Below are 17,985 nucleotides of genomic sequence, written 5' to 3'. Positions count from 1 at the left end.
TATTGGGGCGAGCAGACGCAAAAGCCCCCGACTCGTCGCGAAATTGGGTGCTTTTGCGTCTGCTCGGCCAGCTACCGTTCTTGCTATGGCAATGAACCTCTGTCACCGGCTGTGCTGCAGTTCGAATCGGTGGGCGAAGGAAGTCGAAGACCACATGCTGCCGACGGTCCTCGCCGACGTGGAGCTAGGCGACAACACCCTGGAAATCGGGCCAGGTTACGGAGCATTCCTGCGGGTGCTGATCGACAAGACGCCAAACCTCACCGCGGTCGAGATCGACACGCCGATGGCGCAGCGGCTGCAGGAACTGTACGGAGACCGGGCGCGCATCATCAACGGCGACGGCACCGATACCGGGTTGCCCGCCAACGAGTTCAGCTCGGTGGTGTCGTTCACCATGCTGCATCACGTGCCAACCGCGGAACTGCAGGACCGGTTGTTCGGCGAAGCCTTTCGGGTGCTGCGGCCCGGAGGCGTCTTTGCCGGCAGCGACGGGGTGCCGTCGCTGATGTTCCGCATCATGCACTTCCGCGACACCTGTAACCCGATTCCGCCCGAGACATTGCCGGATCGCTTGCGCGCAGCGGGCTTTGAGGACGTTGTCGTCAAAGTCGGTGCGGGCCGGCAGCGTTGGCGCGCGATCAAGGCCGGCTAATGGAGACCGAGCCGGGCAACACGGCGGAATCACGCTGGGCGCGGCTGCGCCACCAATGGGGCAAGCAGCTCAACCCCGGTGAACAGGCGACGGTTCTGGCCTGGTTGTCTTTCACCCTCACGTTCATCGGACTGCGCACGCTCACTCACTGGATCCGTGCCGGCCACGGCCCGGAAGGCGGCGGTGTCACACTGGGCGGCAAGCACTTCCACCATTACAACATCGGTATCGCGTTGCTGATGACGGTGGCAGCCGTCGGCCTCCGCGGAACCGAAAAGCAACGGCGCCACCCCGCCGCCGCGGTCGCATTCGGTGCGGCCAACGCGATGATCGTCGACGAGCTCGCTCTTCTGCTGGAACTCGAAGACGTCTACTGGGCAGCCGACGGACGCGAGAGCGTCGACGTCGCAGTCGGCCTGATCGCTACCGGTGCCACGGTGGTCGCCGGCATGCCGTTCTGGCCGCATGCCCACCGTGCACTGCAATCACGCAGCCGATCACACCATCCGCTCACGCCTTAACTTTTTGGATTGCCACCCGCACGCCGTCGCCGATCTCCGTCGCATCGCCGGGCTCCCCGAACTCGAAGGCGGTAGCCAGGACCTCGCCGGCGATCAGGTCGCGGTGGGTGCGTGCCCAGTCGGCCCGCTCGTCGGGCACCCACATCAGCACGCGGATCCGATCGGAGACGTCCAGCCCGGTCGACTTACGCAACTCCTGCAGCTCACGGATCCGGTCCTTGGCCCAACCCTCGGCCTCCAGCTCCGGAGTGACCGTGCCGTCCAACACGACCAGACCCGCCCCGCCGGGCAAGGCCGCGGTGAACTCGGGGTCGGCGGCCACCAGCCGCGAGCTGTACTCCTCGGGTTGCAGCACCGCGGGACCGGCGGTCAGGGTGCCGTCGGGGTTGACGACGCCCTCGCCGGCCTTGACCGCCTTGATTGCCGCCTGCACATCCTTGCCCAGCCGCGGCCCGGCCACTCGCGCGTTGACGGCGAGCTCGAACCGCCCGTAGGTGTCGATCGCGTCGGTCAACTCAACCTTCTTGACGTTGAGCTCGTCGCCGATCAGGTCGGTGAACGGCTTCAGGCTCTCCGGATCCTCCACTGCCACGGTAAGTTTCGGCAACGGGAGACGGACCCGCAGCTTTTTGGCCTTGCGCAGCGACGACGCGGCCGAACACACTTCACGGACCTGATCCATTGCGGCGACCAGCTGCGGGTCGGCGGGCAGCTCGTCGGCATCAGGCCAATCCGTCAGGTGCACCGACCGCTCACCGGTGAGGCCGCGCCAGATGGCCTCGGTGGCTAGCGGCAGCAGCGGCGCGGCCAGCCGCGCCGTCACTTCCAGCACGGTGTGCAGAGTGTCGATAGCATCGGCGTCCTCGTCCCAGAACCGCGAACGCGACCGCCGCACATACCAATTCGTCAACGCCTCAGTGAACTGGCGGAGTTGCTCGCAGGCTCCGGAGATGTCGCAGACCTCCATCGCATCGGTGAGGCCGCCGCACAGCACAGCCAGCTTGGCCAGGATGTAGCGATCCAGCACGTGCTTCGAATCGGTGCGCCAGACACCGACTTTCGGCGCATACAGGCCCAGGAAGCTGTAGGCGTTCCACAGCGGCAGCAGCACCTGTCGCACGCCTTCGCGGATGCCCTGTTCGGTGACGATCAGGTTGCCGCCGCGCAGGATTGGCGAGGCTACCAGGAACCACCGCATCGCATCGGCGCCGTCTCGGTCGTAGACCTCGTAGACGTCCGGGTAGTTGCGTAGCGACTTGCTCATCTTCTGACCATCGGAGCCCTGCACAATCCCATGCGCCACACAGGTTTTAAACGATGGCCGGTCGAACAGCGCCGTGGCCAACACGTGGAGCAGGTAGAACCAGCCGCGCGTCTGCCCGATGTACTCCACGATGAAGTCGCCAGGGTAATGGCTGTTGAACCAATCCTCGTTCTCGAACGGGTAGTGCACCTGCGCATAGGGCATGGAACCCGAGTCGAACCAGACGTCAAGCACGTCGGGGATCCGGCGCATCGTGCTGCGTCCGGTCGGGTCGTCGGGGTTGGGACGGGTGAGCTCGTCGATGTAGGGCCGGTGCAGGTTGGTGGGCCGCACCCCGAAGTCGCGCTCCAGCTCGTCGAGGCTGCCGTACACATCGATACGCGGATAGGTTGGATCGTCGGACTTCCAGACCGGAATTGGCGTGCCCCAGTAGCGGTTTCGTGAGATCGACCAATCGCGCGCGCCCTCCAGCCACTTGCCGAACTGGCCGTCCCTGACGTGTTCGGGATACCAGGTGATCTGCTGGTTCAGCTCCACCATGCGGTCGCGGAACTCGGTCACCGCAACGAACCACGACGACACCGCCCGGTAGATCAGCGGATTGCGGCACCGCCAGCAGTGTGGGTAAGGGTGCTCGTAAGTTTCGTGGCGGACCAGCACGGGGGCGTTCGCAGCCGCCGGGCCGCTTTGGTTCTTCAGGTCACGGATGATCTGCGGGTTGGCGTCGAAAACCCGCTGCCCCTGGTAATCCGGGACGGTGGCGTCGAAGCGACCCTTGGCATCGACCGGAGTGACCGGCACGATGCCGGCCTTCTCGGCGATCACCATGTCGTCTTCGCCGTAGGCCGGCGCCATATGCACGATGCCGGTGCCGTCCTCAGTGGTCACGAAGTCTCCCGGCAGCACCTGAAAAGCATTGGGCGAGTCCATGAAATACGGGAACGGCGGCAGGTATCGCAGGCCCAGCAGGTCGCCGCCGCGATAGCTTCCGAGCACCTCGGGCGCCTCTCCTTGTTCGAAGCCCAGCTCGCGGGCATAGGCGCCCAGCCGCGCCTCAGCCAGCACGAAACGGCGCTCCCCTACCCGGACTTGCACGTAGGTCACGTCCGGGTGGACGGCCACGGCGAGGTTCGACGGCAGCGTCCAGGGCGTGGTCGTCCATACGAGGAGGTGCGCGCCGCCCAGCTCATCTGGTTGCCCGCCTACCACTTTGAATCCGACTGTGAGAGCTGGATCTTGGCGGCTCTGGTAGACGTCGTCGTCCATCCGCAGTTCGTGATTGGACAGCGGGGTCTCGTCACGCCAGCAGTAGGGCAACACCCGGTAGCCCTCGTAGGTCAGGCCCTTGTCCCACAGCTGCTTGAATGCCCAGATCACCGACTCCATGTAGCTCAGGTCGAGCGTTTTGTAGTCGTTGTCGAAGTCGACCCAGCGGGCCTGCCGGGTCACATACGTCTGCCATTCGTCGGTGTAGCGCAGCACCGATGCACGGCAAGCATCGTTGAACGCCGCGATCCCCATCTCATCGATCTGGGATTTGTCGGTGATGCCCAGCTGGCGCTCGACCTCGAGCTCGGCCGGCAGTCCGTGCGTATCCCAGCCAAATCGGCGGTCCACCTTGTAGCCGCGCATGGTGCGGTACCGCGGCACGATGTCCTTGACATAGCCGGTGAGCAGGTGTCCGTAGTGCGGCAGACCGTTGGCGAACGGAGGTCCGTCGTAGAACACGTATTCTTGGGCACCATCGCGGCGGGCGATGCTGGCCCGGAACGTGTCGTCATGGAACCAGTAGTCGAGAACCTGGGCTTCCAGCGCGGGGAAATCCGGGGAGCCGCCGCGCTGATCGGCGCCCAGCTCGGTACGTGGGTAGGCGGTGTCGCTCATCCGTCTCCTGTGCCATCGGTGCAGGCACGGGGACGACGACGCGCCCTGCGCGCGAGCGCCGCGGTACCACCCCGCTTGCCACGCTGTCGCGCGGCCACTCGTTCAAGGCTGTGACGGGCCTACCCGTTCGGTTCTACTGGGCTTTAGAGCTGTTCTTCCGAAGGCTCCCCGGTGATGCCGGATCGACGCCGATGCACAGATTCTACTGAGCGCCGCAAATCGCGACAGCCGTCCTATGCCGAGCAGACACAAAATCCCCAATTCCGGGACGAAATAGGGGATTTTGCGTCTGCTCGCCATCCATGGCACTAGCCCTGGACTTCGAGCACACCGATGCGCAGCAGGGCCGCGTACACGTGGCGCACGGGAATGCTGAGCAACCGGGCAGCCCCGTCGACCAGCGGGTCGCCGTAAGGCCGGTTCTCGACGCGACGCACCTTCTTGGGCGCCGGCGCCTGGATGTCGGATCCGTCGCGCACCACGTGCAGCTTGGGCGCGGCGGTTACGGCTACTTCGTCGTAGAGAGCAGCGGTCATGATCGCCTCCTGGTGGTAGATCGAACGAGCACTAGTGGACTGACTTGAACTGACGTAGTTCGTCCCGTAGTGGTTCCGATCCAAGAAGGCGGACCTGGCTGTGACGGCTCAGCTGAGAACGCTAAGAACGCTGAGAATGTCGCGCCGCAGAACGGATCGGGACGAAACACAGTCCGGATATCGACCCGGACTATCACTGGAACTCATGCGTCCCTCACCTCCCTCACGGTCACGACGCGCGGTCACCCGCACGATCTAGGCGCGCACAAAGGAGTACAGAGATCCGACGACTGTCGGAAACCGGCACCCCTCTCGTCAGAGTTTTGGCACCACACGACGTGTCCGGTAAACCGGAAGCCACCTGGGCTCAACCCTTAAGCCGGGAGGAGCTGTCCTGACCCGGGGCGTCTTTCGACGTTCGGGGTCAGTGGCCTATGTTCGTGTAGCCGCCTCACCTAACGAGGTGCTTACCCGACCGATGATGCACCACCCGACGTGCTCGGTCAAACTCTTCCGAAGCCTGTTTTGGATTCTTTAAGGTTTTTTCAGTCTCGACGGCCTTTGACCACGCTTGTTCGGGGACGCAGGCCGTCGAGTACCAGCGAAACGACGAAGTCGGCCACCTGAGCCGCGCTGACGTCGTCGTCGGTGCGCAGGCGCCGATGTGCCAGCTGGCCGACCAGCGCGGCCAGCGTGTACGCCACCATCCGGGGCGGGGCGGACACCATCTCGCCGCGCTTCTGAGCAGCCACGATGATGGTGTCGATGTCGTCGATGAACCGCTCGTAGATACCGCCGAGGTGCTTTTCGAACCGGTCGCCTAGCGCGTAGGCGTCGCGGAAGAGCAGTTTCACCGTCGCTTTGTCGGCTTCGAAGAACTCGAACGTCGCCTGCACAGCGGTCGTGAGCAACGCCCGGAACGCCGCCGCTCCCCCGGTGTTGTCGGGCAGCCCGCCCAGCGCCGCCGCGATCCGCGCGCGCAACGCGACCTCCTGAACGGCCATCAACGCGTGGAACAGCTCTTCCTTCGAGTCGAAGTACCAGTAGACCGAGCCGTAGGCCAACCCCGCCTGCTTGGCGATGTCGGCGATGGTCGTAGCGTGAAAACCCTTGCGGGCAAATACTTCTTTGGCTGCCGCCATGATCTCGTCGCGCCGCTGCGACTTGTCCTCGTCACTGACCGCGCGGCGCCGGCGGGTAGTGGTGCTCACTTATCCACTAAGCCCTCGAGGCGCCCGATGGTGTCGATGAACTCCTCGACCATGTCCAGCACCACCGCACGCGTCGGCCGGACCCGATCCAGTGATCCGACGACCTGCCCGACGAAATACGTCGCCAGCTCACGTGCCTTGGCGTCCGGATGGCCGGCGGCCTGATTGATGCGCACCTGCGACTCGGTGATCAACGCCGTCTGCAGCGGCATACCCAGCGGCTGGGGGCTGTCGGGCCGGTCCCACTCGTCGGTCCAGGCCGTGCGCAGCATCCGCGCCGGCTTGCCCGTCATCGACCGCGACCGCACCGTGTCCGACGAACTGGCGGCCAGGAACTTGTCCTTGACCACCGGCGGCGTTTCGGCTTCCTCGGTGGTCAGCCATACCGACCCGCACCACACCCCCTCAGCGCCCAGGGCCAGGGACGCGGCGATCTGACGGCCGCGGGCGATCCCGCCCGCGGCCAGCACGGGCGTCGGCGCCACGGCATCCACGATTTCGGGCACCAGGACCATGGTCGCCACCTCGCCGGTGTGACCACCGGCCTCGGTGCCTTGCGCGACGATCAGGTCGACGCCCGCCGCGGCGTGCCGTCGCGCGTGCTGAGTAGTGCCGGCCAGCGCGGCGACCAGGACGCCGTTGTCGTGAGCGCGCTGAACCAGATCCGCCGGCGGCGGCCCGAGCGCACTGGCGATCAACCTGATGTCGTGGGCGAAGGCCACGTCGAGCAGCGGCTGGTATCCCTTGGGCGAGATGTTCAGCCCGCGCCCGGATGGCTGTCGTTCGGCATCGGCCGGCACCGCGATGCCGTAGCGAACCAGCATGTCGTCGAGAAACGCGCGGTGCTCCTCGGGCAGCAGCTCGCCGACCTGTTGCGCGTCGATCCCTCCGCGTTCGGCCCCGACGTACTTGGGCGGCAACAGCAAGTCGACCCCGTACGGCTTGCCGCCCGTCTGCTCCTCGATCCAGACCAGTTCGTTCTCCAGCCGATCGGGACTGTGCGCGACAGCGCCGAGAACCCCGAAGCCGCCGGCGTTGGACACGGCGGCCACGACATCGCGGCAGTGGCTGAAGGCGCAGATAGGAAACTCAACGCCGAGCATCTCGGCGACTCGGGTGCGCATTGCAAGACGCTAAGAGTTACTGATTGATATGTCAATCATGGCCGAGCCTCGCCGGGCCCGCCGAGCGTGACGGTGCAGTCACGCTGGCGGCCGAGCGTGCCTGCAACGTCACGCTCGGGGCGCCTGGCCGTCGGGCGGGCCGAGCGTGCCTGCAACGTCACGTTCGGGGCGCCTGACCGTCGGGCGGCCGAGCGTGCCTGCAACGTCACGCTCGGGGCGCCTGGCCGTCGGGCGGCCAGCTGGACACGCCCTCCTCCAGCGGAACCTCGAGACTGCGCAGCATCGAGGCGACCATTCGCCAGGCACCTATCGCCGTGACAAGCTCAATGAGCACCGTTGTGTCGCAGTGTAATTCGTGCTCGCAGGCCGTCCAGCTCGCAGCGCTTACCACACCGTCGCGCACCACGTCGTCGGTGGCCGCCAGCACGGCCCGCTCGGCGGGACCGAACGCGTCATATCCCTGCCAGTCGCGGACCCCGAGCAGATCCTCGGCCGACACACCGAGGCCGGAGGCGACCCGCCAATGTTGCGTCCACTCGTAGTCGCAGCCGGTGAGCCAACCGATCCGCATGATCACCAACTCACGCAACCGCGGGTCGAGCGCACCGTGCCACAGCATGGTGGCGAGCATGTCGTTGAAAGTCCGCGCCAGTTTCGGGTGGTTCAGCAGCACCTGGAAGATGCTGAGCTCGGCCATGTAGTCGGGCACGCCCGCCTCGTCAGCGGCGGCCTTGGCCTCGTCGAGCGGCAACAGGGGCACGCGGGCCGGCTTCTCGGGTGAGGTCATGGCGTGAGCACTCCGTGTACTGGCGGGACGGCGTCGCGTTCACCGGCCATGGTAGCCAGCGGGCCGCGCCACCGCGGCGTCAGACATGCCGGCACATTCGGCCAGTGCCTAAGCGTCCAAGCGGGCGAACTGATTCTGCCGGTACTGCTCGACGCAGGCCGCTCGCCGGACCTTCCCGCTGGTGGTGATGGGAATCGAACCAGGCGCTACCACAACGAGATCCGCCACGCCGAGGCCATGCGAATTGGATACCGCCGACGCGACTTCACGTTTGACGGCCACCAGCTTCTCCGACGCATCCTGCTGAGAGTCGCCGCGGTTCTTGAATTCGATGATGGCGACCAGCTTTTCGGTGTCCTTGTCGGGAACTGCTATCGCCACACAGCGGCCCCGGGTGATCTCCTGGATGGTCGCCTCGATGTCGTCGGGAGAGTGGTTGCGCCCGTAGACGATCAACAGATCCTTGATGCGACCCATGATGAAAAGCTCACCGTCGGACAAGAAACCCAGATCGCCGGTTCGCAGCCACGGCCCTTCGGGGGTACCCGGCGAAGGGTCGACAAGTTTCGCACGAAACGTTTCCTCGGTCTGTTCGGGTTTCCGCCAATACCCCATCGCGACATTGTCGCCGTGCACCCAGATCTCACCGGTCGTTGCATCCGGACGCTCAGTCCTGGCCTCGGGATCGACGATCCGCACCATCGGCGACCGGGGCACCCCATAACTGACTAGCGCGGTCCCTGCGCTGGCACATCGCTTCGCATGCCCCGCCGACAACGCCTCGGCGTCGAAGCGGACGATCCGTGGTGGCTCGCCCGGTACGCGGGTCGCCACATACACAGTTGCCTCGGCGAGCCCATACGAGGGACGAAGCATCGTGTGGTCCAGGTTGAACTTGGCGAACCGCTCGGTGAAGCGCCGCAGCGTCGCCGCGTGTATCCGTTCGCTACCGCTGGCGAATCCCACCACGTCGCCGAGATCGAGCCCGGCCATGTCCTCGTCGGTCGTCTTTCGCACCGCCAATTCAAAGGCGAAGTTCGGGCCTGCGGTGGCGGCGCGACTATTGCTCGCCATCAATTGCATCCAGCGACCCGGCCGCTGCAGGAATGCCACCGGACTGGTGAGCACCGCGTGAAAGCCCCCCAGCACCGGTTTGCAGATTCCCAGCATCAAACCCATGTCGTGGTAGAACGGCAGCCACGACACAAGGGTCATGTCTGTCCCGGGTGGCTCCGCGAAGTAGTCGCGCATCCATTGCTGGAAATTGGCCAGGACGTTCCGATACGAGATCATGACGCCGGCCGGCCGACGAGTCGACCCGGAGGTGTATTGCAGGTAGGCGGTATCGGGCCAATCGCCGTCCCGATCGGAGTCTGGTCTGGAGTCCAGGTCCAGCAAGTCGATTTCTATGACCGACGGAGCGGCATCACCGTTCTGGGGCTGCGCATACTTGGCGACATCGCTGACGACTGCGGATGTCGTGAGGATGACCGACGGCGATGTGTCATGCAGGACCGAGTGAACCCGCTCGTCGTGGGCGCCGCCCATCGGAACCGACAGCGGGACCGCGACAAGCCCGGCCTGCAATGCTCCGAAAAATGCGGCGATGTAGTCCAGCCCCTGCGGGGCCAAGATCACGGCCCGGTCACCGCTGGACGCACACCGGCTGAGCTCGTGTGCAACATTCAAAGTTCGCCGGTACGTCTGATACCAAGTGAGGCTCTCGGTTACGCCGTCCCAATTGTGCTCGTAGTCAATAAACGTGAACGCGGGGTCATTTGGCTGAAAACTGGCGCGCTCGCGCAATACAGCCGGAATGGACGTCTCGAACACGTGCCTGAGGTTACCGCAGCCATCGCCGCCGGATGTTCGAAACAGCTTCCAAACAGCTTCGAAACAGCAAGGCCACGAGCTACAGCTCCGCGGCGTTTTTGGCCTCCTGCGCCCGCGCAACCTCCTGCGCGGTGTAGCCGATGAACAGCGCGACCACGCCGAGCAGGAAGACGACGCCGGCCAGCCACAGCAGGCCGTAAGTGTAGCCGCGGTCCAGCGCGTGCAATTGGGCGGCGTTCATGAACTTCGCCGGCCCGGTGGTGCCCCCAAGAGACAACGTGCGCCAGGTGATGGCGGCCTGGATGACGGCCAGCACCACCGGCGCGCCGAGACCCTGCAGGACCACCGCGATCGCCGATGTGGGCCCGATGCGGTCGGCGCCGACGCTGGCGATCACCGACAGCGTCAGCGGCACGATGATCATGGCGACACCGACGCCGCCCACGACGATCGGCACCGCCAGGTTCGGAAAGTACGGAGCGTGGCGGTTGAGCGCCGACCCGTACAGCACGCCGCCGAGCACCAGAATGGTGCCGACGACCACCACAACCCGCGGCGGGAACCACATCACCAGCCGCGAAGCCGCGCCCAGACCGACGGCCGCCGCGATGACGAACGGGATGAAGCTGAGGCCCGATTGCAGCGTGTTGTAGCCCATGATGTCCTGCACATACACGGTGACCACCAGCATCAGGGACGTCGTCACTCCGCCGGTGAGAAAGAGCGCCGCGAACGTGGCCAGCCGATTCCGGTCCAAGAACAAGTTGAAGGGCAAGACCGGGTTCTCTGCCCTGCGCTCTACCACGGCGAACGCGACGAAAGCCAGCAGAGCCACCACGCCTGATCCGATTGTGCTGGCCGAGAGTAATCCCTTCTCCGACTGCATCGAGAAGCAGAAAACCACCGCTGTGAAGCCCATCGTGGCCAGCACAGCCCCCGTGACGTCGAGCTTCATCCGCTCCTTCTGTGTTTCTCGAAGCGCGATGTGAGCCAGGTAGAGCGCCAGCAGCCCGATCGGCGCGCTGATAAAAACCGCCAGCCGCCACGACACCTCGGTAATGATCCCGCCCACCACCAGCCCCACCACCGAGCCGATACTGCCCATCGCGGTCAGCACCGCCATCGCAACATTGCGTAGCCGGCCCTTCGGGAACGTGGTCGCCACCAGGGCCAGACACGTCGGTGCGAGTATCGCGATCGACACACCCTTCAGCAGCCGCGACACGATGAGGCTGCCCCCGTCCCACGCGACCGCAGACATCACCGATGAGAAGGTGGACAGCGCGGTGCCGATGATGAACGCGCGCTTGCGGCCGATCGTGTCACCCAGACGACCGCCGACCAGGATCAACCCGTTGCAGGTCAACAGGGTGGCGAACACCACCCAGTTCCGCCCCGCGGCCGACAGGTTCAGCTCATTCTGGATCCTGGGAAGCGCCACTATCCCGATGGTGAGCTCCACCGACGCCATCAACTCGGTGCTGCCGAGCGCGATTATCGCGGCGATGACCCGGCCCCGCGGCATCCCAGCGGGCATGGCCGCCTTCTTACGCGCGACGCGGTCGCTACGACGGGCCTCAAGGTCGCTTGTGCCGCGGGTCAATTCATCTAGTGAAATCGTCCCCGCCCTGGGTCGATGAGCGCCCCCAACCATAGCGGGCAACGCTACAGGAAGCGCGCGCTGCGCCGCCGTCGTTCCATGAATCCCCGACGCTCAACCTCTATTGCTGGACGCAGAATCCAGTGTGGCCCGGCGTGATTCGGCCTGATCGGCTAGGCGTCCAAGCGGGCGAATCGCCCGTCGCGGTAATGCTCGACGCACGCCGCTCGCCTGACCTTGCCACTGGTGGTGATCGGAATCGAACCGGGCGGGACCACAACCAGATCCGCGACACCCAGTCCGTGCGAGTTCGATATCGCCGAGGTGACGTCACGTTTGACGGCGACGAGTTTGTCGGCCGCCTCCTCGTGTGAGTCGCCGCGGTGCCTGACTTCGATGATGGCGACAAGCTGCTCCGTATGATCGTCCGAAACCGCGATCGCTGCGCAGCGTCCCCGCGTGATCTCCTGGATGGTCGCCTCGATGTCATCGGGTGAGTGGTTACGCCCGTAGACGATCAATAGATCCTTGATGCGACCGATGATGAACAGCTCCCCTTCGGAGAAAAATCCCCGGTCGCCGGTTCTCAGCCAAGGCCCTTCGGGCATGCCGACAGAGGGCATGACAAGCCGATCGCCGAAGGTGCGCTCAGTCTCTTGCGGTTTCTGCCAGTAGCCCAGAGCGACATTGCCGCCATGCACCCATATTTCGCCCGCCGTTCCCTCGGGGCACTCGATGCGGGTTTCCGGGTTGACGATGCGGATCAGCGGCGATCGCGGCACCCCGTAGCTGACCAGCGGTGTACCGGTTTCGATTTCACAGCGCTCCGCACAGCCGACGGACAGCTTCCCGGAATCGAAGTGCACGATATGGGGTGGTTGAGCCGGGTTGCGGGTCGCCGCGTACACCGTTGCTTCCGCGAGCCCGTACGACGGCCGAATCGCGGTGGCAGGCAAGTTAAAGCGCGAAAACCGCTTGTTGAAACGCCGCAGCGTCGCAGGGTGCACCCGCTCGCTGCCACTGAGGATGACCAGCACGTCCCCGAGGTCCAGCCCGGCCATGTCCCCGTCTGAGGTTTTCCGTGCCGCCAATTCAAAGGCGAAGTTCGGCGCCGCGGAAAACGCGTGACTATTCTTTGCCAGCAATTCAATCCATCGGGCCGGCCGTTGCAAAAACGCCACCGGACTCGTCAACACAGTGCGAAAGCCGCCCAGAACCGGTGCGCAAACTCCCAGGACCAAACCCATGTCGTGATAGAACGGCAGCCACGAAACAATCGTCATGTCCGGCGGGGCAACGCTTCCGAATTCCACGAAGTAGTCGGACATGATCTGCTCGAAATTGGCCACCAGGTTTCGGTGCGAGATCATGACTCCGGCCGGCAGGCGGGTCGACCCGGACGTGTATTGCAAATACGCCGTCTCCGGGAGATTGCCGCGTCGGCCACCGGATCCTGCCGGGGCGTCCAGATCCAGCAGGTCAACCTCGATGACGGGAACAGCGGACCCGTCGGCCTGCGACTTGACATAGTCGGCCACGATGCCCGCGACGGAGGACGTGGTGAGAACGACGGTCGGCGACGAGTCACGCAGCACCGAGCTGACCCGCTCGTCGCTGACACCGCCCAGCGGAACCGAAAGCGGAACCGCGATCAGTCCCGCTTCCAATGCGCCGAGAAACGCGACGATGTAGTCGAGCCCCTGAGGTGCCAATATGACGGCGCGGTCACCCATCGCGCCGCATTCTTTGAGCTTCCGGGCAACGTTCAGCGTCCGCCGGTACAGCTGCGACCACGTCAGGCTCTCGGGCACCCCGTCCCAGTCATGCTCGTAATCGACAAAGGTGAAAGCCGTGTCATCCGGCTGTAGGCTGGCGCGCTCGCGCAGCACAGCCGGAACGGTAGTCTCAACCACCGGGCCAGATTACCGTGGCCGTAGCCGCCGCGGGGTCGAAATGACAAGTTAATTAACGGCTGGCCAGGGCAAAGTCGGGGGTCGGCGGTATCGTCGCTGACCAGCGGACTCGTCGGTAACGCTTCGATGGAATCGAGCACGCATAGAGCACCCATCGCCTACAGTACGAACACGATAGGAGGCAGGTAATTCTGCAGCCGTAGAGACCGTAGGTAGCCGGGGAGGTGCCACCCCCTGCTCAAGGGCAGCGGAGAGGGCTACTTGGTCGTTCCTGTGAGGAGCCGGGATGGATTCTGACGTCGTGCGTGGCGCGGCTTCGGTTAATGCTTTGCGCGCTGCGGGGACCACACCTGTGGGTCCCGTAGCGGTTATCGGCATGGCGTGCCGGCTCCCGGGCGGCATCGACTCACCCGAACGGCTGTGGGAAGCCTTGCTGCGCGGCGACGACCTGGTCACCGAGGTCCCGCCCGACCGCTGGGACGCCGACGAGTACTACGACCCCGAGCCCGGGATCCCGGGGCGGTCCGTGTGCAAATGGGGCGGGTTCCTCGACGACGTTTCCGGTTTCGACGCCGAATTCTTCGGAATCAACGAGCGCGAGGCGACCGCGCTCGACCCGCAGCACCGGTTGTTGCTGGAAACCTCCTGGGAGGCCATGGAACACGCCGGTCTTACGCGGGAAGCGATGACCGAGTCACTGACGGGCGTGTTTGTCGGACTGACGCATTTCGACTACCAGCTGGTGGGCGCCGACTCGAAGGCCATGGAGGGCCCGTATGGGTTCCAGGGCAACACTTTCAGCATGGCGTCCGGTCGGATCGCCTACGCCCTGGGCGTGCACGGTCCCGCGCTCACAGTTGACTCCGCGTGCTCGTCCAGCCTGCTCGCAGTGCACATGGGCTGTCGCAGCCTGAACGACGGCGAAACCGACCTGGCCCTGGCCGGCGGCGCGTTCGTGATGCTTGAACCGCGCAAGTTCGCCGCGGGGTCGGCGCAGGGCATGCTGTCGCCCACCGGGCGGTGCCATGCCTTCGACGTCGCGGCCGACGGGTACGTATCGGGCGAGGCTTGTGCGGTGCTGCTGCTCAAGCGATTGCCGGATGCGCTGCGCGACGGCGACCGCATCCTGGCGGTGGTACGTGGCACCGCCGCCAACCAGGACGGCCACACCATAAACATCGCCACGCCGTCGGTGAAAGCCCAGACCGCGGTTTACCGCGCCGCGTTGGCGGCGGCGGGCGTGGACCCGCAGACCGTCGGCATGGTGGAGGCGCACGGCCCGGGCACCCCCGTCGGTGACCCGATCGAGTACACCAGCCTTTCCCAGGTCTACGGCACCGACGGCCCGTGCGCCCTGACGGCGGTGAAGACGAATTTCGGGCACACCCAGTCCGCCTCCGGAGCCCTCGGGCTGATGAAGGCGATACTCGCGCTGCAGCACGGCGTGGTCCCGCAGAATCTGCACTTCACCCGTCTGCCTGACGAGATGGCCCGGATCGACACTAAACTCTTTGTGCCACAACAGCTCTCCGAGTGGCCCGGCGACGGCCGGCACCCCCGGCGGGCCGCGGTGTCGTCGTACGGTCTCTCCGGCACCAACGTCCATGCGGTTTTGGAGCAAGCTCCCGAAGCCGCTGTGCCCGAGGTCATCTCAGCGGCGTCGACGGAGACCCCGGACGGGCCGCTGTTGTTCCCGCTGTCGTCCACCTCGGCCGACGAACTGCGCCACAGCGCCGGCCGGTTGGCCGACTGGGTGCAAGCACATAACGAGGTCGAGTTGGCGGACTTGGCCTACACCTTGGCGCGCCGGCGCGGACACCGGCCGGTTCGCACGACGGTCATCGCCGACAGCCCGGAGAGTCTGACGGCGGCCTTGCGCGAGGCCGCCGGGGCGGATGTCCCCTATCCGGCCGCGGTCGGGCGCGATGACAAGGGCCCGGTATGGGTGTTCTCCGGGCAGGGCTCGCAGTGGGCGCAGATGGGTGCCGAGCTGCTGGCGGCCGAACCGGTGTTCGCCGCTACTGTCGCTCAGGCCGAGCCGCTGATCGCCCACGAGTCCGGGTTCTCCGTCACCGAGGCGATGTCGGCACCGCAGACCGTGACCGGTATTGACCGGATCCAACCGACGCTGTTCACCATGCAGGTAGCCCTCGCCGCCACGATGAAGGCGTACGGGGTGCGTCCGGGCGCGGTGATCGGCCACTCCATGGGTGAGACCGCGGCAGCGGTGGTCGCGGGCGCGCTGTCGCTGGAAGACGGCGTTCGAGTCATCTGCCGCCGCTCGCGGCTGATGTCGACGATCGCCGGTTCCGGCGCCATGGCTTCGGTGGAATTGCCTGCCCAGCAAGTACTTTCGGAGCTGGTAGGCCGCCGCGTCAAGGACGTCGTGGTAGCGGTGGTGGCTTCGCCGCAGTCCACCGTGATCGGCGGCGACCCCGAGACGATTCGCGAGCTGATCGCGGCCTGGGAGCAGCGCGAGGTGATGGCCCGCGAGATCGCCGTCGATGTAGCGTCGCATTCGCCTCAAGTCGATCCGATCCTCGACGAGCTGGCCGACGCACTCGCCGAGATCCACCCGCTGACACCGGAAGTCCCCTTCTATTCGGCGACCGGGTTCGACCCGCGCGAGCAGCCGGTGTGCGATGCCTGGTACTGGTCGGACAATCTGCGCAACACGGTCCGGTTCGCCGCCGCGGTTCGGGCCGCTTTGGAAGACGGCTACCGCGTGTTCGCGGAGCTGGCGCCGCATCCGCTGCTGACCGCTGCCGTCGAGCAGAACGCGCGAAGCCTCGACATGCCGGTGGCCACGCTGGCCGGTATGCGCCGCGAACAAGAACTTCCGCACGGGCTGCGTGGCTTCGTGGCGGATCTGTACGGTGCGGGCGCGGTGGTCGACTTCTCGGTGCTCTATCCGAATGGGCGGCTGGTGGATGCGCCGCTGCCCACGTGGACGCACCGCCGGCTGTGGTTGGGGCAGGACGGTCAGGAATCCCCAGCACAGGGTGGTTGCATTGTTTCGGTGCATCCGCTGCTGGGCCAGCATGTGCGTCTGCCGGAGGAACCGGAGCGCCACGTGTGGCAGGGCGAGGTCGGCACCGCCGCACAGCCCTGGCTGGGCGATCACCAGGTCAGCAATGCGGCTGTGCTTCCGGGGGCGGCGTATTGCGAGATGGCGCTGGCGGCCGCGGGCGCCGTGCTGGGCGAGACTTGCGAGGTCCGGGACATCCGCTTCGAGCAGGCACTGCTGCTCGAAGAACAGACCGCGGTCGGTGCGGTCGCATCCGTCGAAGCGCCGGGCGTCGTCGACTTCACAGTCGAGGCGAATCAAGAGGGCGAGCAAGCGAGGCTCGCTACCGCAGTCCTCCATGCCGCACACGATGAGCAGCCGCCTGCGCGGGAGGCATCCGCCCTGCTCGCCGCTCATCCACGCCGCGAGGACGGCGACGACGTGCGCAAGCGCATGGACCAGCGCGGTGTCCAGTATGGCCCCGCGTTCACCGGTCTCAGCGCGGTGTATACCGGCGACGAGTCATCCGACACCGTGCTGGCCGAGGTCGCGCTACCCGGCGAAATCCGAACGCAGCAAGGTGCTTACGGCGTGCACCCGGCGTTGCTGGATGCCTGTTTCCAGTCCGTTGAGGCCCATCCCTATGTCCAGGCTCTGGGCGACGGTGCGCTGGGGCTGCCATTGGGTATCCGCCGGCTCCGCAGCTACGGTCCTGCCCGCAGCGCGCGCTACTGCTGCACGCGGGTAACCAAAGCCGACACTTCCGGGATCGAGGCTGACCTCGAGGTGCTCGACGAGCACGGGTCGGTGCTGTTGAGCGTTGCCGGACTGCAATTGGGCACCAGCGCCTCCGCACGCGGCCACTATGATCGCGCGTTTGCCGAGCGGCTGTTGAGTGTCGAATGGCGGTCACACCAACTACCCGAACCGGAATCCACCGACGCCGGAAACTGGCTACTGATCAGCACCACCGCCACCGCGGATGCGCTCGAAACCGGGTTGACCGACGCGCTGCAAAATCATGGCGCCAAATGCACCACTGTGTGCTGGCCCCTGAAAGCCGACCAGCCGCCGAACGGGGAACAGCTCGGAAATCTGCTGAGCGACGGTGAATTCAGCGGTCTGGTGATCCTCACCGGGCCGAAAAACGTTGATGCCGTTGACCAGTCGCCGCTACTGGGCCGCGAATATGTGCAGCATCTGGTGCATATCACCCGCGAATTGCCGGAGATCCCAGGCGAATCGCCTCGTATTTATGTGGTAACCCGCAACGCCCAAACCGTGCTGGACGGTGACGTCGCCAACCTGGAACAGGCCGGACTGCGGGGTTTGTTGAGGGTGATCGCCGTCGAGCATCTGCACCTGAGCACCAGCCAGATCGACGTGGACGAAGCCACTGACGGCGAGCAGCTGGCGCGACAACTGCTCAGCGGGTCCAAAGAGGACGAAACCGCTTGGCGTGACGGTGCGTGGTATGTGGCGAGGTTGTTGCCTGGTCCGTTGCGTGCTGAGGAGCGGCGCACGACGGTGGTGGATCATCAGCGGGAGGGGATGCGTCTGCAGATCCGCACGCCGGGGGATCTGGAAACTTTGGAACTTGTTGCCTGCGACCGGATTCCACCCGGGCCGGGCCAGATCGAGGTCGCGGTC

The 17,985-nt window shown here is 65.6% G+C and carries 11 protein-coding genes and 1 riboswitch; of the genes, 3 read left to right on the top strand and 8 right to left on the bottom strand.

The genetic code is table 11. The features are described from left to right. The first annotated feature begins 85 nt into the window (after positions 1-85). Both AC5Y21_RS24695 and AC5Y21_RS24690 read left to right on the top strand, forming a co-directional pair. Positions 86-655: a class I SAM-dependent methyltransferase gene (locus AC5Y21_RS24695; RefSeq protein WP_499916546.1), complete on the top strand. Its 570-nt coding sequence runs from the start codon at positions 86-88 to the stop codon at positions 653-655. Then, entirely contained in the window at positions 655-1,176 is a 522-nt protein-coding gene (locus AC5Y21_RS24690) for a hypothetical protein (RefSeq protein WP_499916544.1), read from the top strand. The genes AC5Y21_RS24695 and AC5Y21_RS24690 overlap by 1 nt, the downstream gene beginning before the upstream one ends. Here the strand turns inward: AC5Y21_RS24690 and ileS are convergent. From ileS to AC5Y21_RS24650, 8 genes are all read right to left on the bottom strand, one after another. Continuing rightward, entirely contained in the window at positions 1,166-4,324 is a 3,159-nt protein-coding gene (gene ileS, locus AC5Y21_RS24685; RefSeq protein WP_499916542.1) for an isoleucine--tRNA ligase, read from the bottom strand. The two genes, AC5Y21_RS24690 and ileS, sit on opposite strands and share 11 nt — an antisense overlap. A 308-nt stretch (positions 4,325-4,632) precedes the next feature. After that, entirely contained in the window at positions 4,633-4,860 is a 228-nt protein-coding gene (locus tag AC5Y21_RS24680; RefSeq protein WP_499916540.1) for an Rv1535 family protein, read from the bottom strand. 300 nt (positions 4,861-5,160) lie between these two features. Next, a riboswitch (M-box (ykoK) riboswitch) is annotated at positions 5,161-5,330 on the bottom strand. Between the two features lie 75 nt (positions 5,331-5,405). Continuing rightward, positions 5,406-6,071, bottom strand: coding sequence for a TetR/AcrR family transcriptional regulator (locus AC5Y21_RS24675; protein WP_499916538.1), 666 nt, complete (start codon positions 6,069-6,071; stop codon positions 5,406-5,408). Then, on the bottom strand, positions 6,068-7,195 hold the full coding sequence (locus AC5Y21_RS24670) for an NAD(P)H-dependent flavin oxidoreductase (protein ID WP_499916536.1): 1,128 nt from the start codon (positions 7,193-7,195) through the stop codon (positions 6,068-6,070). The genes AC5Y21_RS24675 and AC5Y21_RS24670 overlap by 4 nt, the downstream gene beginning before the upstream one ends. A gap of 205 nt (positions 7,196-7,400) precedes the next feature. After that, on the bottom strand, positions 7,401-7,982 hold the full coding sequence (locus AC5Y21_RS24665) for a carboxymuconolactone decarboxylase family protein (protein ID WP_499916533.1): 582 nt from the start codon (positions 7,980-7,982) through the stop codon (positions 7,401-7,403). A gap of 108 nt (positions 7,983-8,090) precedes the next feature. After that, entirely contained in the window at positions 8,091-9,815 is a 1,725-nt protein-coding gene (locus AC5Y21_RS24660) for an AMP-binding protein (RefSeq protein ID WP_499916532.1), read from the bottom strand. Positions 9,816-9,894: 79 nt separating this feature from the next. Next, positions 9,895-11,352 carry an MFS transporter gene (locus tag AC5Y21_RS24655; protein WP_499916530.1) on the bottom strand — a complete coding sequence of 486 codons (1,458 nt, stop codon included), beginning with the start codon at positions 11,350-11,352 and terminating at the stop codon, positions 9,895-9,897. A gap of 236 nt (positions 11,353-11,588) precedes the next feature. Then, positions 11,589-13,328, bottom strand: coding sequence for an AMP-binding protein (locus tag AC5Y21_RS24650; RefSeq protein WP_499916528.1), 1,740 nt, complete (start codon positions 13,326-13,328; stop codon positions 11,589-11,591). A 286-nt stretch (positions 13,329-13,614) separates the two neighbouring features. On the opposite strand from AC5Y21_RS24650, the gene pks2 reads away from it, so the two are divergent. Then, positions 13,615-17,985 (top strand): sulfolipid-1 biosynthesis phthioceranic/hydroxyphthioceranic acid synthase (gene pks2, locus AC5Y21_RS24645; RefSeq protein WP_499916526.1); only part of this gene is annotated, 4,371 nt, incomplete at its 3' end.

Source organism: Mycobacterium sp. NGS41 (assembly GCF_059812725.1).
This window is presented reverse-complemented; position numbering and strand designations above follow the sequence as displayed.

Bases quoted from the DNA above. Each gene is read 5' to 3' on its own strand.
- AC5Y21_RS24695 (WP_499916546.1), top strand. From the start codon at position 86: ATGGCAATGAACCTCTGTCACCGGCTGTGCTGCAGTTCGAATCGGTGG.
- AC5Y21_RS24690 (WP_499916544.1), top strand. From the start codon at position 655: ATGGAGACCGAGCCGGGCAACACGGCGGAATCACGCTGGGCGCGGCTG.
- ileS (WP_499916542.1), bottom strand. From the start codon at position 4,324: ATGAGCGACACCGCCTACCCACGTACCGAGCTGGGCGCCGATCAGCGC.
- AC5Y21_RS24680 (WP_499916540.1), bottom strand. From the start codon at position 4,860: ATGACCGCTGCTCTCTACGACGAAGTAGCCGTAACCGCCGCGCCCAAG.
- AC5Y21_RS24670 (WP_499916536.1), bottom strand. From the start codon at position 7,195: ATGCGCACCCGAGTCGCCGAGATGCTCGGCGTTGAGTTTCCTATCTGC.
- AC5Y21_RS24665 (WP_499916533.1), bottom strand. From the start codon at position 7,982: ATGACCTCACCCGAGAAGCCGGCCCGCGTGCCCCTGTTGCCGCTCGAC.
- AC5Y21_RS24655 (WP_499916530.1), bottom strand. From the start codon at position 11,352: ATGCCCGCTGGGATGCCGCGGGGCCGGGTCATCGCCGCGATAATCGCG.